The 17,279-nt window shown below is 39.5% G+C and carries 18 protein-coding genes, 1 tRNA gene and 1 pseudogene; 14 read left to right on the forward strand and 6 right to left on the reverse strand.

Annotation, left to right across the window (positions count from 1 at the left end; translation table 11 throughout):
* Positions 1-258 precede the first annotated feature (258 nt).
* Complete coding sequence (locus tag BMX26_RS03110; RefSeq protein ID WP_075530005.1) at positions 259-1,101, reverse strand: NAD(P)H-hydrate dehydratase; 843 nt, start codon at positions 1,099-1,101, stop codon at positions 259-261.
* Between the two features lie 100 nt (positions 1,102-1,201).
* Here BMX26_RS03110 and pepV point away from each other — a divergent pair, with 100 nt between their 5' ends.
* Complete coding sequence (pepV, locus tag BMX26_RS03115) at positions 1,202-2,599, forward strand: dipeptidase PepV (protein WP_075530006.1); 1,398 nt, start codon at positions 1,202-1,204, stop codon at positions 2,597-2,599.
* A gap of 88 nt (positions 2,600-2,687) precedes the next feature.
* Here pepV and BMX26_RS03120 read toward each other — a convergent pair.
* The 3 genes from BMX26_RS03120 to BMX26_RS03130 form a co-directional block, all read right to left on the reverse strand.
* A tRNA-Leu gene (locus BMX26_RS03120) sits at positions 2,688-2,771 on the reverse strand.
* Between the two features lie 67 nt (positions 2,772-2,838).
* Entirely contained in the window at positions 2,839-3,120 is a 282-nt protein-coding gene (locus BMX26_RS03125) for a hypothetical protein (RefSeq protein ID WP_075530007.1), read from the reverse strand.
* Between the two features lie 15 nt (positions 3,121-3,135).
* Positions 3,136-3,384: a hypothetical protein gene (locus tag BMX26_RS03130; RefSeq protein WP_075530008.1), complete on the reverse strand. Its 249-nt coding sequence runs from the start codon at positions 3,382-3,384 to the stop codon at positions 3,136-3,138.
* 204 nt (positions 3,385-3,588) lie between these two features.
* Between BMX26_RS03130 and BMX26_RS03135 the strand changes: the two genes are divergently transcribed.
* From BMX26_RS03135 to BMX26_RS03155, 5 genes are all read left to right on the forward strand, one after another.
* Positions 3,589-3,903 carry a hypothetical protein gene (locus BMX26_RS03135; protein ID WP_075530009.1) on the forward strand — a complete coding sequence of 105 codons (315 nt, stop codon included), beginning with the start codon at positions 3,589-3,591 and terminating at the stop codon, positions 3,901-3,903.
* A gap of 59 nt (positions 3,904-3,962) precedes the next feature.
* A complete protein-coding gene (locus tag BMX26_RS03140) occupies positions 3,963-4,412 on the forward strand; it encodes a universal stress protein (protein WP_075530010.1) in 450 nt (149 codons plus the stop codon).
* Between the two features lie 30 nt (positions 4,413-4,442).
* Positions 4,443-4,781, forward strand: coding sequence for a hypothetical protein (locus BMX26_RS03145; protein WP_225355191.1), 339 nt, complete (start codon positions 4,443-4,445; stop codon positions 4,779-4,781).
* Between the two features lie 151 nt (positions 4,782-4,932).
* Positions 4,933-5,298 (forward strand): hypothetical protein, encoded by a 366-nt coding sequence (locus BMX26_RS03150; protein ID WP_075530012.1) that lies wholly within the window; start codon positions 4,933-4,935, stop codon positions 5,296-5,298.
* 41 nt (positions 5,299-5,339) lie between these two features.
* A complete protein-coding gene (locus BMX26_RS03155; protein WP_075530013.1) occupies positions 5,340-5,924 on the forward strand; it encodes a TIGR00730 family Rossman fold protein in 585 nt (194 codons plus the stop codon).
* Between the two features lie 32 nt (positions 5,925-5,956).
* Here BMX26_RS03155 and BMX26_RS03160 read toward each other — a convergent pair whose 3' ends face one another.
* Positions 5,957-6,499, reverse strand: coding sequence for a nucleotidyltransferase family protein (locus BMX26_RS03160; protein WP_075530014.1), 543 nt, complete (start codon positions 6,497-6,499; stop codon positions 5,957-5,959).
* Positions 6,500-6,677: 178 nt separating this feature from the next.
* Here BMX26_RS03160 and BMX26_RS03165 point away from each other — a divergent pair, with 178 nt between their 5' ends.
* A complete protein-coding gene (locus BMX26_RS03165) occupies positions 6,678-7,886 on the forward strand; it encodes an acetate/propionate family kinase (protein WP_075530015.1) in 1,209 nt (402 codons plus the stop codon).
* 13 nt (positions 7,887-7,899) lie between these two features.
* Here the strand turns inward: BMX26_RS03165 and BMX26_RS03170 are convergent, their stop codons facing one another.
* Positions 7,900-8,616, reverse strand: a complete 717-nt coding sequence (locus tag BMX26_RS03170) for a GntR family transcriptional regulator (RefSeq protein ID WP_075530016.1) — start codon at positions 8,614-8,616, stop codon at positions 7,900-7,902.
* A 277-nt stretch (positions 8,617-8,893) separates the two neighbouring features.
* On the opposite strand from BMX26_RS03170, the gene BMX26_RS03175 reads away from it, so the two are divergent.
* The 7 genes and pseudogenes from BMX26_RS03175 (at position 8,894) to queA (ending at position 17,273) form a co-directional block, all read left to right on the forward strand.
* Positions 8,894-9,097, forward strand: coding sequence for a hypothetical protein (locus BMX26_RS03175; RefSeq protein ID WP_075530017.1), 204 nt, complete (start codon positions 8,894-8,896; stop codon positions 9,095-9,097).
* A 145-nt stretch (positions 9,098-9,242) separates the two neighbouring features.
* Positions 9,243-10,006, forward strand: a pseudogene (locus BMX26_RS03180) (TIGR00282 family metallophosphoesterase).
* A gap of 17 nt (positions 10,007-10,023) precedes the next feature.
* Positions 10,024-12,630, forward strand: a complete 2,607-nt coding sequence (gene mutS, locus BMX26_RS03185) for a DNA mismatch repair protein MutS (RefSeq protein ID WP_075530018.1) — start codon at positions 10,024-10,026, stop codon at positions 12,628-12,630.
* A gap of 1 nt (position 12,631) precedes the next feature.
* A complete protein-coding gene (mutL, locus tag BMX26_RS03190) occupies positions 12,632-14,539 on the forward strand; it encodes a DNA mismatch repair endonuclease MutL (RefSeq protein ID WP_075530019.1) in 1,908 nt (635 codons plus the stop codon).
* 55 nt (positions 14,540-14,594) lie between these two features.
* Positions 14,595-15,200, forward strand: a complete 606-nt coding sequence (ruvA, locus tag BMX26_RS03195) for a Holliday junction branch migration protein RuvA (protein ID WP_075530020.1) — start codon at positions 14,595-14,597, stop codon at positions 15,198-15,200.
* A 10-nt stretch (positions 15,201-15,210) separates the two neighbouring features.
* Positions 15,211-16,215, forward strand: coding sequence for a Holliday junction branch migration DNA helicase RuvB (gene ruvB, locus BMX26_RS03200; protein ID WP_075530021.1), 1,005 nt, complete (start codon positions 15,211-15,213; stop codon positions 16,213-16,215).
* 14 nt (positions 16,216-16,229) lie between these two features.
* The gene (queA, locus tag BMX26_RS03205) at positions 16,230-17,273 is read left to right on the forward strand and encodes a tRNA preQ1(34) S-adenosylmethionine ribosyltransferase-isomerase QueA (RefSeq protein WP_075530022.1); all 1,044 of its coding nucleotides are present in this window, start codon (positions 16,230-16,232) and stop codon (positions 17,271-17,273) included.
* Positions 17,274-17,279 lie beyond the last annotated feature (6 nt).

Below are 17,279 nucleotides of genomic sequence, written 5' to 3' on the forward strand. Positions count from 1 at the left end.
ATTATAACTAGGTTCGGAGCGTGTATCGTTTTTTAATGTACACGTAATGTAATCGCGTGACGCGATTCCTACGATTTTAATTGTAGGTAGTTCAAGGCGGGGCTACGGCAGCTTACTTTTATGGCGATTTACGCCACAAGCTAAATAAATTAAAATGGTGTTATATCAAACCTGATATAACACCATTTTTAAATTCTGTACTTTAATTACCGCAAAAAAAACGGCCTCTTTGGAGCTTAGCGTACGGCTCATAAGCGCTCACGCTTGCACCCTGTGCATATACCGCGGCATTTCAAAGGCAATTTGGCTGGGTAAAACAACATAGCGGCTTTGGGCGAGTTCGTCGGCGACTTGGCTATGGCTAAAAACCGCTGCTTCTAAGACTAATTCAGGATCCTTGTCCTTGAATTGCGCTAAGAAAGCAGCGCAAATACCGGTTAGGGTGTCGCCCATCCCGCCAGTGGCCATATGCGGTCCACCGATGGTTAACTTAGCAACGCGACCTGAAGGATGGTAAATTTCAGTACCATGTTTTTTCAAAACCACTGTTGCTTGTAATTTTTGGGCGACTTTTAGGTTTTGAGCAGGTTTTTGCTGGTTGATGGCGATTTGTGAAAGCCGCTGCCATTCCATTTCATGCGGTGTAAAGATTAAATGACAGGCAGGCAAGCTTAATTTAAGGTCTTTATTTTGAGCGACTAGGGTTAGGGCCGAACCATCAACAATTAAGTTAGCAGAAGTTGGAACGTTTTCAAAAGTTAATTGGATTAATTTTTTAGCCCAGGCACTTTCACCTAAGCCTGGCCCTAAGACAATAGCATCACTCGTATTGATAGCTTTAAGTAAAGCTTTTGAGTCGTGGTAGTCAAGAAACATCGCTTCAGGCAAGCGGGTATGTAAAGCGGAACGATTACGTTTACTGCTGGCGCAAGTTACGAGACCAGCACCGGCATAAACGGCAGCTTGGCTCGCCATAATGGCAGCACCACCCATATATTTATTGCCACCGATAATTAAAACGCGGCCAAAGGTGCCTTTATGGCTTTTTTGCGGGCGCTTGGTGATAATTTTTCGGACTGCGGCGTAAGTAATTTCTTCCATAACATCAAATCCTTTCTTTTTTGCCTCTAGTATAGCAAATTTTTTAAGAAAAGAAGGGTGACTCATGATAAAATAAAAGTAACATTGAGGAGGAATTATGATGGCAATCGATTGGAAACAAGAAGCAAAAAAACGCCAAGATGAAATGTTAAAAGATTTAACCACCATGTTGGAAATTGAAAGTGTACGTGACGAAGCTAAGGGCACTAAAGACGCTCCTTTAGGTCCTGGACCTAAGCAAGCTTTGGATAAATTTTTGGAAATCGGCAAGCGGGATGGCTTTGAAACCGTAGAACTCGACGGTTTAGCTGGGCATATTGAATTTGGCCAAGGTGATGAAGTATTGGGACTTTTGGCACACGTGGACGTGATGCCAGCGGGCAATGGCTGGAATACTGATCCCTTTAAGCCGGTTATTAAAAATGGCAACTTGTATGCGCGTGGTGCACAAGATGATAAAGGACCAAGTATGGCTTGTTACTATGCTTTAAAGATGATTAAGGAATTGAATTTGCCTGTTTCAAAAAAGGTGCGCTTTATCTTAGGAACGGACGAAGAAAGCAAGTGGCGCGGGATGACACATTACTTTGAAAAAATGCCGGCGCCTGATTTCGGCTTTTCACCGGATGCCTTCTTCCCTGTTATTAATGGCGAAAAGGGCAATGCCAGCTTCTTCTTAGATTTTGCCGGTCAAAATGATGGTGAAGTTGAATTAATCAGTTTTAACTCCGGCTTACGAGAAAATATGGTGCCAAGAGACTGTGAAGTGGTTTTGAAAGTCAAGGATAAAACACCAATCATTGAAGCTTTTGACACTTATGTAGCTAGTCATGTGGTATGCGGAACTGCTTATGTAGAAAATAACAATTTGTACTTGCATATGATTGGTAAAGCCGCTCACGGTCAAGAACCACGTAACGGCGAAAATGCCGGAACTTATATGGCTGATTTCTTGCAACAATTCAATTTTGGCGGCGATGCCAAAGCCTTTATTGAATTTATGGCTAAATATCTGCACCAAGATTCACGTATGGAAACTTTAGGTATGTCCTTTAATGATGAAATTATGGGCGATTTGACGATGAACGCCGGTGTTTTGAACTTTGAAGCACAAAAGGGTGGGCAAATTACCCTTAACTTCCGCTTCCCTAAAGGCATGGATGAAAATGATTTGGCTAAGGGCTTAGCTAACTTTAAAGATGAATATCACTTCACTTTGACACAAGGCGATGTTATGGTGCCGCACTATGTTTCACCTGATGATCCTTTGGTTAAGACTCTGCTTGATACTTATAACCGCCAAACCGGCGAACATGCTACCGGCAAAGTTGTCGGTGGCGGCACATATGGTCGCTTAATGGAACGCGGGGTGGCCTTTGGGGCTATGTTCCCAGATACACCAGATACAATGCACCAAGCTAATGAATTTGTACCTATTGATGTTTTAGTTGATGCATGCTCTATTTACGCTGAAGCAATTTATGAATTGATTAAATAATAAAAAAGAGGTTTTTAAACCTCTTTTTTTATGTTTAATTCTGTTTTCAGAAAAGAAAAAAGAGGTCCATAAGACCTCTTTTAATGACTGCCGCTGGCAGGAGTCGAACCTGTACTGGGAAAACCCAACAGCGACCTGAACGCTGCGCGTCTGCCAATTCCGCCACAGCGGCAAGTAATGAAAAACACTACAATTATAATTATACAGATAATTTAAAATTAATCAAGACTAATTTTAAATTACCGCCGTGGGAAACTGACAACAGTGCCATAGCCATGCAAAAGCAGGTACTTAGGTCCAACTGATACGCGAACAATTTGTGGTTCAAAGCGAACCGCAATAATCCCTTCGCCGCCTTTAGTAACGGCGCGTTCAATTAATTTAGCTTTAACTTCAGTATATAAATCGTCAAATTCAGCGACTTGATCAAGCTGATCGGACGTTAATTCTTTTTTGACAGTCGCATTGACAATGCCCTTGATGGTATAAGTACGGTTAATTTCGCCAGTGGTTAAAAACATAATAAACCTACCTTTTTAAAGAAAAATTTTGTAATTGTGTTTGTTGATATTAATAATTTCACGCTCATTTTTAGCTGAATGATTTCGCAATAAAGTGTGCAGCATCTTTTCAAGCTTATCGGTATGTGCTGAAAGTTTAAAAAGAAGGTCATTGTCAATTTGCAAAATCAGATTTTCACGCTTGCTTGGCACTTGAAAGGCTGTAAATTTGCTATTTTCTTCAATTACATTATCTTTAAGCGTATCGACAAATGTTTTTGCCACAATAATTCCTCCTTTAAAAAATGGAAACCCTTCCGGATACACCTTTTATTTTACTCTTTTTTCGCGCTATTTTCAAAAAAACACGAAAATAAAAGCCGAATTTTCAAATAGAAAAAAATAACTATTAGTTGAATTCAACGATGGGATAAAGTATGATATAAGTGAAATGTAAGCGCAAACAAAAAGCAAAAGGAAGTCTTAATTATGCCAAATAAACAAAGAGAATATGAATTAGAAAGAGCGCGGACCTATCGGGCTGAAGCACAAACAGCGATTGAATATATTTTAGTGAATGATGATACCCGGAGGGCTGAGTTAATTTTAAATTCGATTAAGCGGTCCTTAGCAGCTGAATTAAAGCTGAGAAGCAATTTTAACGCTGAATATTTAGCGGTCAGCAACGATATTATGAATGAATTAGCTGAAAATCCAGCCTTATTTGAGCAATTAGATTTTATCCGCAAAAAATTTCATACTTTTATTGCAAACTCAAAGCATGAAACCCACAAGATTGTTTAAAAAATGTTATAATAATTATATAGAAGAAAATGAATTACAGCGCAAAGGAAGTGGCTAAAATGAGTGAACAAGCATACAAAAACATCCTAGTACCTGTAGATGGATCAAAAGCAGCTGAAAAGGCCTTTGATCGTGGCATTGAGGTGGCTAAGGCCAACCATGCCCATTTAGATTTGTTAAATGTAATTGATATGCGTCAATTTACTGTCAATTTCGCTGGAATGTCCGATGTTGACGGTGATACTGTTTACCAAGCCTTTGAGGATATAAACGAATATTTGCAAGGTTTAAAGCAGCATGCTAATGAAGCTGGTTTGAAAGATATCGATATACATGTTCGTTATGGCTCACCCCGCACTGTAATCGCTAAGGACTTCATCAAAGATCATAAAAATGACTTAATTATTATGGGACCGACGGGGTTGAATTATGTAGAACGCTTTTTGGTGGGATCAGTTACAGATTACGTGACGCGGATGGCGCCATGTGATGTAGTGATTGCTAAATAAGTTTTGACCGCATTTGAAAGGAAGAAGAGTTTGAAGGTAAACTTGATTGCTATTTTTGTATATGTGGCACTGGTTATTTTGACTAGCTATAATATCTATCTTAATTGGCAGCTGTCTAAAAAACAAAATACCATCGGTGTTAGAACACCAGATGAGTTATCGACTTTAGAATTGCAAAATGTTGCCTCTTTGCGGCATGCGAAAAGACGCTGGAGTATCGCGAGCAATCTTTTTTTGTTGATTGCTTTGGCCTTAGCTTTTGTCGGTACCATAGAGCAGTTGGCATATTTCGTTGATTTGTATACGATTTGCAATATTCTAGTAGTTAAATATAATCAAGATATTTTTGAAGTCGTTCGTTATAAATAAAGTACAAACCTTATTTAATTTAAAATATAGCTGTTTATAAGTTATTTTGAATTAAATGAGGTTTTTTGTTTTTTTGTAATCACTTGCGCAAACTCTTAAATTTATTTAAAATATTTCCAGGTGTCTTTAAATAAATTTAAGGGGTGTTTTTGTGGAATACGTAGATGAAGTATATGAATTTATTGATCATGCATGGTCTAAGAAGAAAATCAAGGCTTTGATTGCGCCTTTGGAAAGTTTGGCTTATTGTACCAGTGTCAAAGGTTTTAAGGAAGTTGGCTTGGGTGTTAAACCAGATGATGAAAATTATTTTAACTTCTTTTATCCTAAAGGAAGATATCATGATGCGTTATACGGCGATGATTTTGAGGCTAAAGATTTAGTTAATGACTGCATTTGTGAAGCAGTAAAACGTTATATGAATGATGATTCGATTCCTTTTGTGAGACTTGTCATTGATTTAATGAGCAATCCCAGATTTACATATTTAGGCAGTGCCAGCACTTTAAACGATTAAAGAGTATAATGTAGTTATCTAATTGCAAAGGAAGTAATTTGATGGCAGTTTATGCTGATAAAAAAGTTTGTGTTTTTTGCGGTTCAAATGTAGGCGATGATTTGAAGATGCCGGTTAAAATGCAGCAATTAGCTAACTATTTATGTGCGCACAATGATACGCTGGTTTACGGTGGAGGTAGACTAGGGTTAATGGGGAAAATCTATCAAGATATTATTGCTCAAGGCGGCAAAGTTATTGGCGTGATTCCGGAAATTTTAAAAGATCATGCAGTAAGGCCGGTGGGGCAAACCACGCTTTACTATGTTAGTGATATGTCAGCCCGCAAGCAAAAAATGATTGATGAAGCTGATTGTTTTGTGGTCTTTCCTGGCGGATTAGGAACGATGGAAGAATTTTTTCAAGTTTATTCGTGGTTTCAATTAGGTTTGGTTCAAAAGCCGATTATTTTAGTCAATCTCGATGGCTACTACGATGATTTGCTGAAATTTTTACAGCATAGTGCCAAGACAGGTTTTATGCCAAAAGCTAATGTTGAAGCCTTGATTGTAGGAAATGATTTTGAAGCGCTGTTTGAAAAAGCAGCTGATTTCAAATACGTCAAGGCTAACAAGTGGCGCAATTAAAAAAAGAGCCAGGTTTACCCGGCTCTTTTTTATTAAATATTTAAAGTTGCTTTTTCAAAATCATGCAGCCATTTTTTACGCTCAATTCGGCGTTTGAAGTCAAGATCGTTTAAAGCGCCAGTTGAAGTAATGGTTTCAGAAAAAAGTTCATCTAAACCATAAGGCGCAATAATATTTAAACTGCCGTCGATTTCGCGGGCAACGCCGATAGCACTGCATTTTTCAGGGAAATTAGCAATAACTTCATTCATGGTTGCGCCATCAGGCGATTTATCTGAGTGCCTTTTTTTGAGGGTGATATTGCGCAAATCCCATAAGTACTTGGAATGTCTTTGATTTAGACTACTTTGGATTGTAAGGTATTCTTCATAAGATTGGCCTGGATCGTTGTAGTAGATATCTAAATTGTTGCGCATAATTGATGAAGGTTTATTTTCAAGATGGTTCCAAACAAGTTCGCGGATGGTTCCGGCACAAAGCGTAACTTCAGGCAGGTGGTAGCGTGCGAGAATATTGAAGATTTCACTGAAATGAGGATCTTGGTTAATCCATTCAATTAATTGTTCTTCATGCACATAAATCACTCCTTTTCTCTCTTTTATATTCTAGTTGCTTTTCTTATAAAAGGCTAGTAAAAAAGGTGATTTTAACCTAACTTTAAAAAGACGTGAAAAAATTCACAAAAAACTGGAAAAATTATTTTTTTTTGATATAGTTATACATAGTGAAATTTGTAACATAAGAGGAGATTATATGGACAAAATTTTGGCAGTTAATTCAGGAAGTTCGAGTTTGAAATTTAAACTCTTTGAAATGCCATCAGAAAAAGTGCTTGCCGCCGGGTTAACTGAACGTATCGCTATCGAAGGTTCGTTGACGACCATTAAATATGGTGACGGGCAAGTTTATCGCAGTAAAGAGCCTATTTCAAACCATGCAGTTGCGGTAGAAAAAATGATGAAACTTTTATTGGATCTCCATATTATCAATGATTATCAAGAAATTACCGGAGTTGGCCACCGGGTTGTGGCAGGGGGGGAATATTTTGCCAAATCGGCGTTGGTAACTGAGAGAGTTATTGAAAAAATCAAAAAAATTACCGAACTAGCACCTTTGCATAACCCCGCTAACCTTGTTGGTATCAAAGTTTTTAAGCAGCTTTTGCCTGAGGCTTGTTCGGTTGTAGTTTTTGATACGGCTTTTCATCAAACGATGCCGGAAAAAAATTTCTTGTATAGTATTCCTTATGAATGGTATGAAAAATTAGGTGTCAGACGCTATGGCGCTCATGGAACCAGTCACCGCTATGTGGCTTTAGAAGCAGCTAAATTAATGCAAAGGCCGCTTAAAGAGTTGAAGTTAGTAACATGCCATTTAGGGGCAGGATCATCTTTGTGTGCGATAAAAGAAGGACATTCTTATGATACTTCGATGGGATTTACGCCTTTAACGGGGATTACCATGGCCACGCGCTCAGGAGATGTGGATGTTTCATTAATCGCTTTTTTGATGAATAAACTGCACATCAATTCCATTGATCAAATGATCTATGCTTTAAATACTAAGTCGGGACTTTTAGGGATTTCAGGCTTGTCATCGGATATGCGCGATATTTTGGAAGTAGCGCATACAAACCATCGTGCACAGTTAGCGATTGATATTTTTGTGAAAGATATTGTTAAATATATCGGTCAATACTATTTTGAAATGGGCGGTTTAGACGGAATCGTCTTTACAGCCGGTATCGGTGAAAACTCTAGTGTTATTCGGCAAAAAGTGATGGACGAATTGGCTTTTATGGGTGTTAAAGCCGATAAAACGGCCAATGAAGACCTCAAAGGCAGTCGGATTATTTCACAGGCCACTTCTAAGATGACGATTATGTGTATTCCTACCAATGAAGAATTGATGATTGCTCGTGATGTAATGACTTTAAAAAAGAAAAACCTGAAATCAAAGTGATTCCAGGTTTAGGTTAATTATTTAAATGGTTGACGGTACGTGCGTAAAAAGTGACGTCAGGCAAATAATAGTATGAAATAGAGTAGTCGAAAGGCTGCTCGTTTTTTTGACTGTGAACTTCTTCAACCTTAATTGCGGCCTGATTAACAGGAATATTAGTCAGTTCGTTTTCAGCTGGGGTAGTATAGTGCAAAGATAGATAAGTATCAGTAACATGACCGACAATATTGAACTGCTCTTTGATGAAATGGAAAATAGACCCATTGCAGATGTCTGTTGTTAGATAAGGTACCAAATCGCGCCGGTAAAAAGATTCTTCTAGGCAAATCAGTTCATCTTGTCTTAAACGCAGACGCTTAAGGTGGTAAACTTCGCTTTGAGGCTTAATCTTCAAATGAGCAGCTAATTTAGCGTCAGCCGGAATAATTTCCAAAAAGAGGGTTTTACTTTGGATGGGGGCGTCTTTTTCGAGGTCACGCAGGCCGTATTTATTGGCCATATTGATAATATCATGATTGTGGTAAAGAGCTTCATTAACAAAATAGCCACTGCCTTGAATGCGCTTGAGCATGCCTTGGTTGAATAAGGCATTTAAAGCATTGCGGATCGTATTACGACTGACCCCATATAATTGCATCAGTTGACCTTCGCTGGGCAATTTATTTGTGTAAGCGCCGGTGTTAATTTTTTTTGCGATATCTTGAGCTACTTCTAAATATTTTAATGCCAAAACAATTACCTTCTTGTCAAAAGCTGATATAAATATGATTTGTACCAACTAATTTTTAAGGCTATTATACTGTAAAAAAAGACTAAAAACAAGGATTTGAGCTGCTAGAAGAACGGAAAAAATCTATTCAAAAAAGACTGAAATATGTTAAAAAAAGTTACATCGTAATAAAGTTACAAATCTGTAATTTAACTGTAATGTTAAGGCCTTAACAAAAATTTAAAAAAATGTTAAATTAGCTTAGTTGAGATTTTAAATGTTTTTAGGAGGCCTTGTCATGGGCAATAAACTTGATATTTTGAACGACTACCAAGTTGCACAAAGAAAAGCAACCGAACTTAGCCATATTTGCACTAAGCTTCATTGCGATGGTCGGACACAACATCTTCAAGCTACTTATGATGAAAAACTTAAGCGTATAGAAACTAAGCGCGACAATTTGGGTGTTATCCTGGAAGCAATTAATGCTGCGGAAGACTAGGATTTAACAATTAAACAAAAATAGGGCTGGGCGACCAGTCCTTTTTTAGCATAAATAACTGATTAATGTTAAGATATAGACATTATGTAATTAGGCTTGGAAAGGGAATTAATTTTTAATGTGAGTAATATTTATTGGCAATGTGATGGGAAATTCAGGGGTGAGAATGCTGGAAGAATATCTGCCGCAATTGAAGCGCAAATATCGACCGCAATTGACCATTGTAAATGGTGAAAATGCTACCCGTGGGCGTGGCATTAATGAAGACTGCTATAAAAGACTTTTGAAAGCAGGAGCAGATGTGATTACTATGGGCAATCATACGTGGGATAATCCTGAAATTCAAACCTTTATTGCGCATGCTCAAAAATTAGTTCAATCGTTGAGCCTGCCTAAAAAAGTTCCGGGACAAGGTTATTTAATCCAACAGGTAAATGATAAAAAAGTCGTCGTAGTAAATTTGTTGGGGCGGATTTTTATGAATCCGGCCGACGATCCTTTTGCTGAAATGCAAGCTTTGCTGGCTAAAATTAAAGCTGACGATATTTTTGTCGATTTTCATGCGGAAATCACCAGCGAAAAGGAAGCTTTTGCCTGGTATTTTGATGGATTAGTCACCGCCGTAATTGGAACACATACGCATGTTCAAACCAGTGATGCCCATATTTTGCCCAAGGGGACGGCTTATTTGACCGATGTGGGATGACAGGCCTTTATGATGGTATTTTAGGGATGAAACGGCAAAATGCAATTGAACGTTTTTTAACCCGGATGCCGACTAAATTTGAAGTGGATGATACTGGCCGACAGAATTTAGGTACTTGTGTGATTGACTTTAATCCCAAAAACAATCACGCACAAAAAATTGTGTCGCTGCAAATCAACGCCAATCATCCTTTTTTTAATTAAACAGTGGAGGAATTTTGATGGCCCAAAAAAAAGAAACACCGATGATGCAGCAATATTATGAGATAAAAAAGCAATATCCGGATGCTTTTTTATTTTACCGCCTAGGTGATTTTTATGAAATGTTCAACGATGATGCGATTAAGGGGTCACAATTGCTGGAATTGACCTTAACGACGCGCAATAAAAACGCTAAAAATCCGATTCCGATGTGCGGTGTCCCGCATCATGCGGTACAAAATTATATTGATATTTTAATTGACAAAGGATATAAGGTAGCAATTTGTGAGCAGATGGAAGATCCCAAGTTAGCCAAAGGGATGGTTAAAAGAGAGGTTATCCAGCTGGTCACACCAGGGACTATTATTGATACCAGAGCTTCAGAAGCGGGTGAGAACAATTATTTGACGGCCGTGCACGAAGAAAAGGGGCTTTTTGGTTTTGCTTATGCCGATTTATCTACAGGTGAAATCAAGTGTGCTACCTTAAATGATCGTGAAAGCCTTTTGAATGAAATTACAAGTTTAAGAACTAAAGAAGTGGTCGTAGATCAAACGGTCACCGATGCGACCCTTGATTTATTTAATAAATTAAAAATTCTTATTTCACACCAGGATGCCTATGAATTAACAGCAGAAATGTCATATGCAGCGCAAAGAATCACCGCCTCTTTGGAACAGGAAGTTTTAAAACACCTGCTGGCTTATTTGGCTGCGACGCAAAAGCGCTCTTTAGCCCATTTGCAACTGGCGGTTCACTACGAGCCGTCTTATTATCTGAAATTAGACCGGTATGCTAAGGGAAATTTGGAATTATTGCAAAATGCACGGACTAATAAAAAGCAGGGAACTTTATTATGGGTACTTGATGAAACTAAAACCGCGATGGGGTCACGGATGCTAAAACAGTGGATTTCACGGCCACTGTTGAAATTAAGCGACATCAGTCAGCGACAGGATATCGTCGAAGATTTGATCAACCATTATTTTGAAAGAGCTAGCTTACAGGATGAATTAAAGCAGGTTTACGACTTAGAAAGATTAGCCGGTCGAGTTGCATTCGGTAGTGTTAATGGACGCGATTTAATCCAATTAAAGACGTCTTTAGCCCATATTCCACAGTTACGTTATAATTTGAGCGAATTAAATGATACGGGTATTTATGACGGTTTACTGGAGCGAATGGATCCGGTAGGTGAGGTTTATCAGCTGATTCAAGCAGCCATTGCAGATGAGCCGCCGGTTTCAGTGACTGAAGGCGGTCTGATTAAAAAAGGCTACAATAAACAGCTGGATGAATATACAGATGCGATGCAAAACGGCAAGAAGTGGCTAGCTGAACTTGAGCAAAGTGAACGGGAAAAAACCGGAATTCATAACTTAAAAATCGGCTTCAACCGGGTTTTCGGCTATTACATTGAAGTTTCCAAAGGAAATATCAGCAAACTTCCGCAAGGACGATATGAAAGAAAGCAAACCTTGGTTAATGCTGAAAGATTTATCACACCTGAATTAAAAGAAAAAGAAGACTTGATTTTAGGTGCTGAAAGCAAGGCTTTTGAGTTGGAATATAAGCTCTTTGTCGAAATTAGAGAGCAAATCAAAGCCAACATTAAGCGCCTGCAAAAATTAGCGGCGGCTGTAGCAGAACTCGATTGTCTGCAATCATTGGCGGTGGTTAGTGAAGAAAATCATTTTGTCAGGCCAATCCTGCAGGAAAAAAGTCGGGAATTAAAAATTATTTCAGGTTGGCATCCAGTCGTTGAACGGGTCATGGGACAGCAAAATTATGTGCCTAATGATATTTTGATGCCAAAAGGGCGCGATATTTTGCTGATTACCGGGCCAAATATGTCAGGTAAGAGTACTTATATGCGCCAATTAGCCTTGACAGTGATTATGGCGCAAATTGGCTGCTTTGTACCGGCTAAAGAAGCCGTAATGCCCTTATTTGATCAAATTTTCACCCGTATTGGGGCTGCAGATGATTTGATTTCAGGTGAATCAACTTTTATGGTCGAAATGAAAGAAACCAACGATGCTTTAAAAAATGCCAGCGACCGCAGCCTACTACTGTTTGATGAAATTGGCCGAGGAACAGCCACATATGATGGCATGGCTTTAGCACAAGCTATTATTGAATATGTGCACAACCATTTAGGCGCTAAAACCCTCTTTTCAACGCACTATCATGAATTGATGGTTTTGGATAAAGAATTGGCGCATTTAGAAAATATCCATGTCGGCGCAGTTGAAAAAAATGGTGAATTAATTTTCCTGCATAAAGTTCAACCAGGACCGGCAGACAAGTCTTATGGGATTCATGTCGCTAAATTGGCTGGCATGCCGGATAGTTTAATTAACCGGGCCAACCAGATTTTAACGAATCTTGAACAAACCGTTAAACCTGAACGGGCACTGCCTAAAAAGGATGCTTTGGTGGATGAACCTCAAATAGAGACGGGACAATTGTCATTATTTGAAGCCCAAAAAGAACGTCCTAAGCCGGTTGATTCAAAGGCTAAGCGGGTACTTTTGGAAATGCAAAATAGTGATTTGATGGCTATGACGCCGCTGGATGTGATGCTAGCGGTGCATAAATGGCAACAGGAGCTGAAGAAGGGATAAAATGGCAGAAATTCATGAATTATCAGAAACTTTAGCAAACCAAATTGCCGCTGGGGAAGTGATTGAACGTCCAGCTTCAGTCGTCAAAGAATTAGTCGAAAATGCTTTGGATGCCAAGGCTAGACAAGTTGAAATTAAGGTCAAAGCGTCTGGTTTAGAACAAATTCAGGTTACTGACGATGGCCAAGGTATTGCCCAAAGTGAAGTTTCTTTAGCTTTTAAAAGGCATGCTACCAGTAAAATCAGCAGCAAAGAGGATTTGTTTAAAGTATTTACCTTAGGCTTTAGGGGGGAAGCTTTGCCTTCAATTGCTTCAGTAGCGCAAGTCGAATTAAAAACAGCGCGCCAGGGTGAAGCGGCCGGGTCAACCATTCAGTTAAAAGGCGGGCAAATTTTAGACCAAAAAGCAGCGCAGTTGCGTAAAGGAACCCAAATTACGGTTACTGATTTATTTTATAATACACCAGCTCGGCTGAAATATTTGCGGTCGCAGCGTACTGAATTGGCGCATATTACTGATATTGTGGACCGTTTGGCTTTAGGACATGCTGAAGTGGCTTTTACATTAAAAAACAACGATAAAGTTATCTTAAAAACGGCAGGAAACAACAAGCAGTTACAAACGTTCAGCGCTATTTACGGCCTGAAAACGGCTAAAAAAATGCTGGCTTTTCAAACCGAAGATGCTGATTTTAAAGTTAGCGGGCTCATTTCATTGCCGGAAGAAACCCGGTCAAACCGCAACGGGATTACGCTGTTGATTAATGGACGCTATGTGAAAAATTTTGCCTTAATTAAGGCTGTTTTGGCCGGCTATGGATCTAAATTAATGGTGGGACGATTTCCTTATGCCGTGGTCAACATTGAACTTGACCCCTTATTATGTGACGTTAACGTCCATCCAACCAAAAAAGAAGTCCGGCTCAGTAAGGAAAATGAGCTGGCTCATTTGCTTACACAGGCCATTTACCAGCGGATTGCCCAAGAAAATCTGATTCCTGATGCTAATCTGGATGAGTCTAAGTTAAAAATCCAAGAAAGCAGTCAAGCTTATAAGAGTATTCAACCTGAAAAAACGGAATTGATTCAAACACTTTTGGGTGAGCCAAAGCAAGATGTGTCTCCAAATAAACCAATCCAAGTTGAACCTTTGATTATTAAAAGCAGGCAAGATTTGACCAGCCCTTTAGCCAAAAAGTGGGATAAAAAATACGCTGGCGAAAAGATGCCAGCTGCAAAAGACGAACCTGCTGTTTTTGAGGAGATGCCGTTAACTAAAACACCCAGTACCAAGCGTTTTCCGGATTTACTATATATCGGACAATTGCATGGAACCTACCTTTTAGCTGAAAGCCAAGCAGGCCTTTATTTAATTGACCAGCATGCAGCTCAGGAGCGTTGCAATTATGAAAGGCTGCGGGTTGAAATCGGCCAAGTTGGTGGAGCTCAGCAAAATCTGCTGGTGCCCATTGTCTTATCATATTCGACGAGTGATGCTTTAAAAATTGCCGAAAATATGGATAAGATTTGGCAATTAGGGTTGCATTTGGAAGACTTTGGGACTAATACGTATGTTTTGCATAGTCATCCAGTTTGGTTTAAAGAAGGCCACGAAGAGCAGACCTTAAAAGAATTATTGGGAATGCTCTTAAATGATCCAAACTTGACGGTAGCTAAATTTCGGGAAAAGACTGCGATTATGATGAGCTGCAAGCAGGCAATCAAAGCCAACCACCACTTAGAACCGGGGCAGGCTAAGGCGTTACTGGCGCAACTGGCTCAATGCGAAAATCCTTTTAATTGTCCGCACGGCCGTCCTGTTTTAGTGCATTTTGGACCTACTGACTTGGAAAAAATGTTTAAACGAATTCAAGATCCACACCAAAGCGGGTTTCAAAATGAATTTTAGGCAAAAAAATAAAAATGTGTTACTATTATTAGCGTGCTAGAAATGAGGATGCGAAATGTATGAATATTTGATAGGTGCTGTTGTTGATGTCACACCGCAATATATTGTTGTCGAGAATAATCAGCTGGGTTATTTAATCTATACGGCTAATCCTTATCGCTTTACGGCCGATCCTAATAAAAAAGAAAAAATTTATTTAGAACAGATTGTTAGAGAAAATGAAATCACGCTTTACGGCTTTAGAAGTGCTAAGGAAAAGAAGCTTTTCTTAAAACTGCTGGAAGTTTCAGGTATCGGGCCTAAGAGTGCCTTGGCTATTTTAGCTAATGAAGACCACCAAGGATTTGTTTTGGCTGTTAATAATGAAGATGACGGCTATTTAACAAAATTTCCCGGTATTGGCAAAAAAACAGCCAAGCAGATTATTTTAGACTTGAAGGGCAAGTTAACTGATTTGGACAGTCCGGAAGCTTTAATTGGGCAACAAGGGTTAACGCTAACTGCTACAGCTGACCCTTATCAAAAAGAAGCAGTGGCAGCCTTGCTGGCGTTGGGATATACCAAGCAAGAAGTCAAGCGCGTTGCTAAAAAACTGCAAGATTATACAGCTGATTCGACGGATGGATATTTACGCTACGCTTTAAAAATGATGATGAAGTAAGGAGGGAATTATGCCGGAAGATAAACGCATTGTTTCGGGGGAAGAAGTGGATGAAACCAGTCTCAATGAGCAAAGTTTACGTCCCCAAACCTTAAACGATTATATTGGTCAAGCTAAGATTAAACAAGAAGTAGCAATTTATATTCAAGCTGCTAAACAAAGACAAGAATCGCTGGATCATGTGCTTTTATACGGCCCTCCTGGCTTAGGCAAGACCACCTTGGCGAACATTATCGCTAACGAATTAGGCGTGGGCATTAAAACAACTACGGGTCCCGCTATTGAACGTCCCGGTGATTTGGTGGCGATTTTAAACGAATTAGAGCCGGGGGATGTTTTATTTATTGATGAAATCCATCGGCTTCCCAAAAACGTTGAAGAAATTTTATATTCAGCGATGGAAGATTTCTATATTGATATTGTAGTAGGCCAAGACCAAGCTGCACATCCCGTCCGTTTTCCTTTGCCGCCCTTTACCTTAATTGGGGCAACAACACGGGCCGGAATGCTATCTTCGCCATTGAGGGCGCGGTTTGGTATTGTGGGACACATGCAATATTATAACAATCAAGAGCTTGAGGCGATTGTAAAACGATCAGCGCAGGTTTTTCACTCTAAAATCAGCGCTGATGGCGCCTTAGAAATTGCGCGCCGGTCACGAGGAACGCCACGGGTGGCTAACCGTTTGCTGAAGCGTGTGCGGGATTTTGCGGATGTTTATGGTAAAAGTGCCATTGATAATGAAATTGTCAAGTATGCCTTAGAACTTTTGCAAGTTGATGAGTTAGGTCTAGATGAAACGGACCGCAAATTATTGACTACTATGATTAAACTTTATGGCGGAGGCCCCGTGGGGTTAGCTACGTTAGCTGCTAATATCGGGGAAGAAACCGAAACAGTTGCTGATATGATTGAACCGTATTTAATGCAAAAGGGGCTCATCAAACGTACGCCGCGAGGGCGAATGGCAACCAATTTAGCCTATCAGCATTTACATTTAGAAAATAATAAATAAGAAGGGTGACTACAGTGTCAGAAGAACATTTAACAACAGAAGATTTTGATTATGATTTGCCACAGGAATTAATTGCGCAAACACCATTGAAGGAACGCGACCAATCCCGGATGCTGGTGCTTGATTCAAAAACAGGTGCTTACCAAGATGACTATTTTTATAATGTCATTGATCGTTTGAATCCCGGTGATGCTTTGGTGATGAATGATTCGCGGGTTATGCCGGCACGTTTATATGGGGTTAAACCAGAAACAGGCGGACATGTGGAAGTTTTGCTTTTAAATAATACCGAAGGCGATACTTGGGAAACCCTGGTTAAGCCGGCTAGAAGAGCTAAAGTTGGCACGAAAATTGTGTTTGGCGACGGCTTGCTCAAAGCTACGGTAACAGAAGAATTAGAGCACGGCGGCCGGATGATTGAATTCCAATATGACGGCATTTTCATGGAAATTTTAGATCAATTAGGTGAAATGCCTTTGCCACCATACATCAAGGAAAAATTAGATGATCCTGAAATGTATCAAACGGTTTACTCCCGTGAAATCGGCTCAGCTGCTGCACCAACAGCTGGTTTGCACTTTACTAAAGAATTATTACAAAAGATTGAAGCTAAGGGTGTTCATTTAGTTTATTTGACTTTGCATGTTGGTTTAGGGACTTTTAGACCGGTTAGCGAAGAACGGATTGAAGACCACAAGATGCACAGCGAATTTTATCGTTTAACTAAGGAAGCTGCTCAAACTTTAAATGAAGTTAAGCAAAATGGTGGTCGTATTGTGGCTACAGGGACAACGTCGATTCGGACTTTAGAAACGATTGGGACTAAATTCAATGGCGAAATTAGAGCTGACAGCGGCTGGACAGATATCTTTATCAAACCAGGCTATGAATGGAAAGTCGTCGATGCTTTTATTACGAACTTCCACTTGCCAAAGTCAACGTTAGTGATGCTGGTAGCTTCATTTACCGGACGTGAAAATATTTTAAATGCTTACCGGCATGCGGTTAAAGAAAAGTATCGCTTCTTTAGTTTCGGCGATGCCATGTTTATTTATTAAAAAGCG

Origin of the sequence: Ligilactobacillus sp. WC1T17 (assembly GCA_900110005.1) — a bacterium.
Taxonomy (GTDB): domain Bacteria; phylum Bacillota; class Bacilli; order Lactobacillales; family Lactobacillaceae; genus Ligilactobacillus; species Ligilactobacillus ruminis_A.

What these genes read in the sequence shown, in the direction of transcription:
- BMX26_RS03110 (WP_075530005.1), bottom strand. Translation starts at nt 1,101, where the DNA reads ATGGAAGAAATTACTTACGCCGCAGTCCGAAAAATTATCACCAAGCGC.
- pepV (WP_075530006.1), top strand. Translation starts at nt 1,202, where the DNA reads ATGGCAATCGATTGGAAACAAGAAGCAAAAAAACGCCAAGATGAAATG.
- BMX26_RS03125 (WP_075530007.1), bottom strand. Translation starts at nt 3,120, where the DNA reads ATGTTTTTAACCACTGGCGAAATTAACCGTACTTATACCATCAAGGGC.
- BMX26_RS03135 (WP_075530009.1), top strand. Translation starts at nt 3,589, where the DNA reads ATGCCAAATAAACAAAGAGAATATGAATTAGAAAGAGCGCGGACCTAT.
- BMX26_RS03140 (WP_075530010.1), top strand. Translation starts at nt 3,963, where the DNA reads ATGAGTGAACAAGCATACAAAAACATCCTAGTACCTGTAGATGGATCA.
- BMX26_RS03155 (WP_075530013.1), top strand. Translation starts at nt 5,340, where the DNA reads ATGGCAGTTTATGCTGATAAAAAAGTTTGTGTTTTTTGCGGTTCAAAT.
- BMX26_RS03165 (WP_075530015.1), top strand. Translation starts at nt 6,678, where the DNA reads ATGGACAAAATTTTGGCAGTTAATTCAGGAAGTTCGAGTTTGAAATTT.
- BMX26_RS03175 (WP_075530017.1), top strand. Translation starts at nt 8,894, where the DNA reads ATGGGCAATAAACTTGATATTTTGAACGACTACCAAGTTGCACAAAGA.
- mutS (WP_075530018.1), top strand. Translation starts at nt 10,024, where the DNA reads ATGGCCCAAAAAAAAGAAACACCGATGATGCAGCAATATTATGAGATA.
- mutL (WP_075530019.1), top strand. Translation starts at nt 12,632, where the DNA reads ATGGCAGAAATTCATGAATTATCAGAAACTTTAGCAAACCAAATTGCC.
- ruvA (WP_075530020.1), top strand. Translation starts at nt 14,595, where the DNA reads ATGTATGAATATTTGATAGGTGCTGTTGTTGATGTCACACCGCAATAT.
- ruvB (WP_075530021.1), top strand. Translation starts at nt 15,211, where the DNA reads ATGCCGGAAGATAAACGCATTGTTTCGGGGGAAGAAGTGGATGAAACC.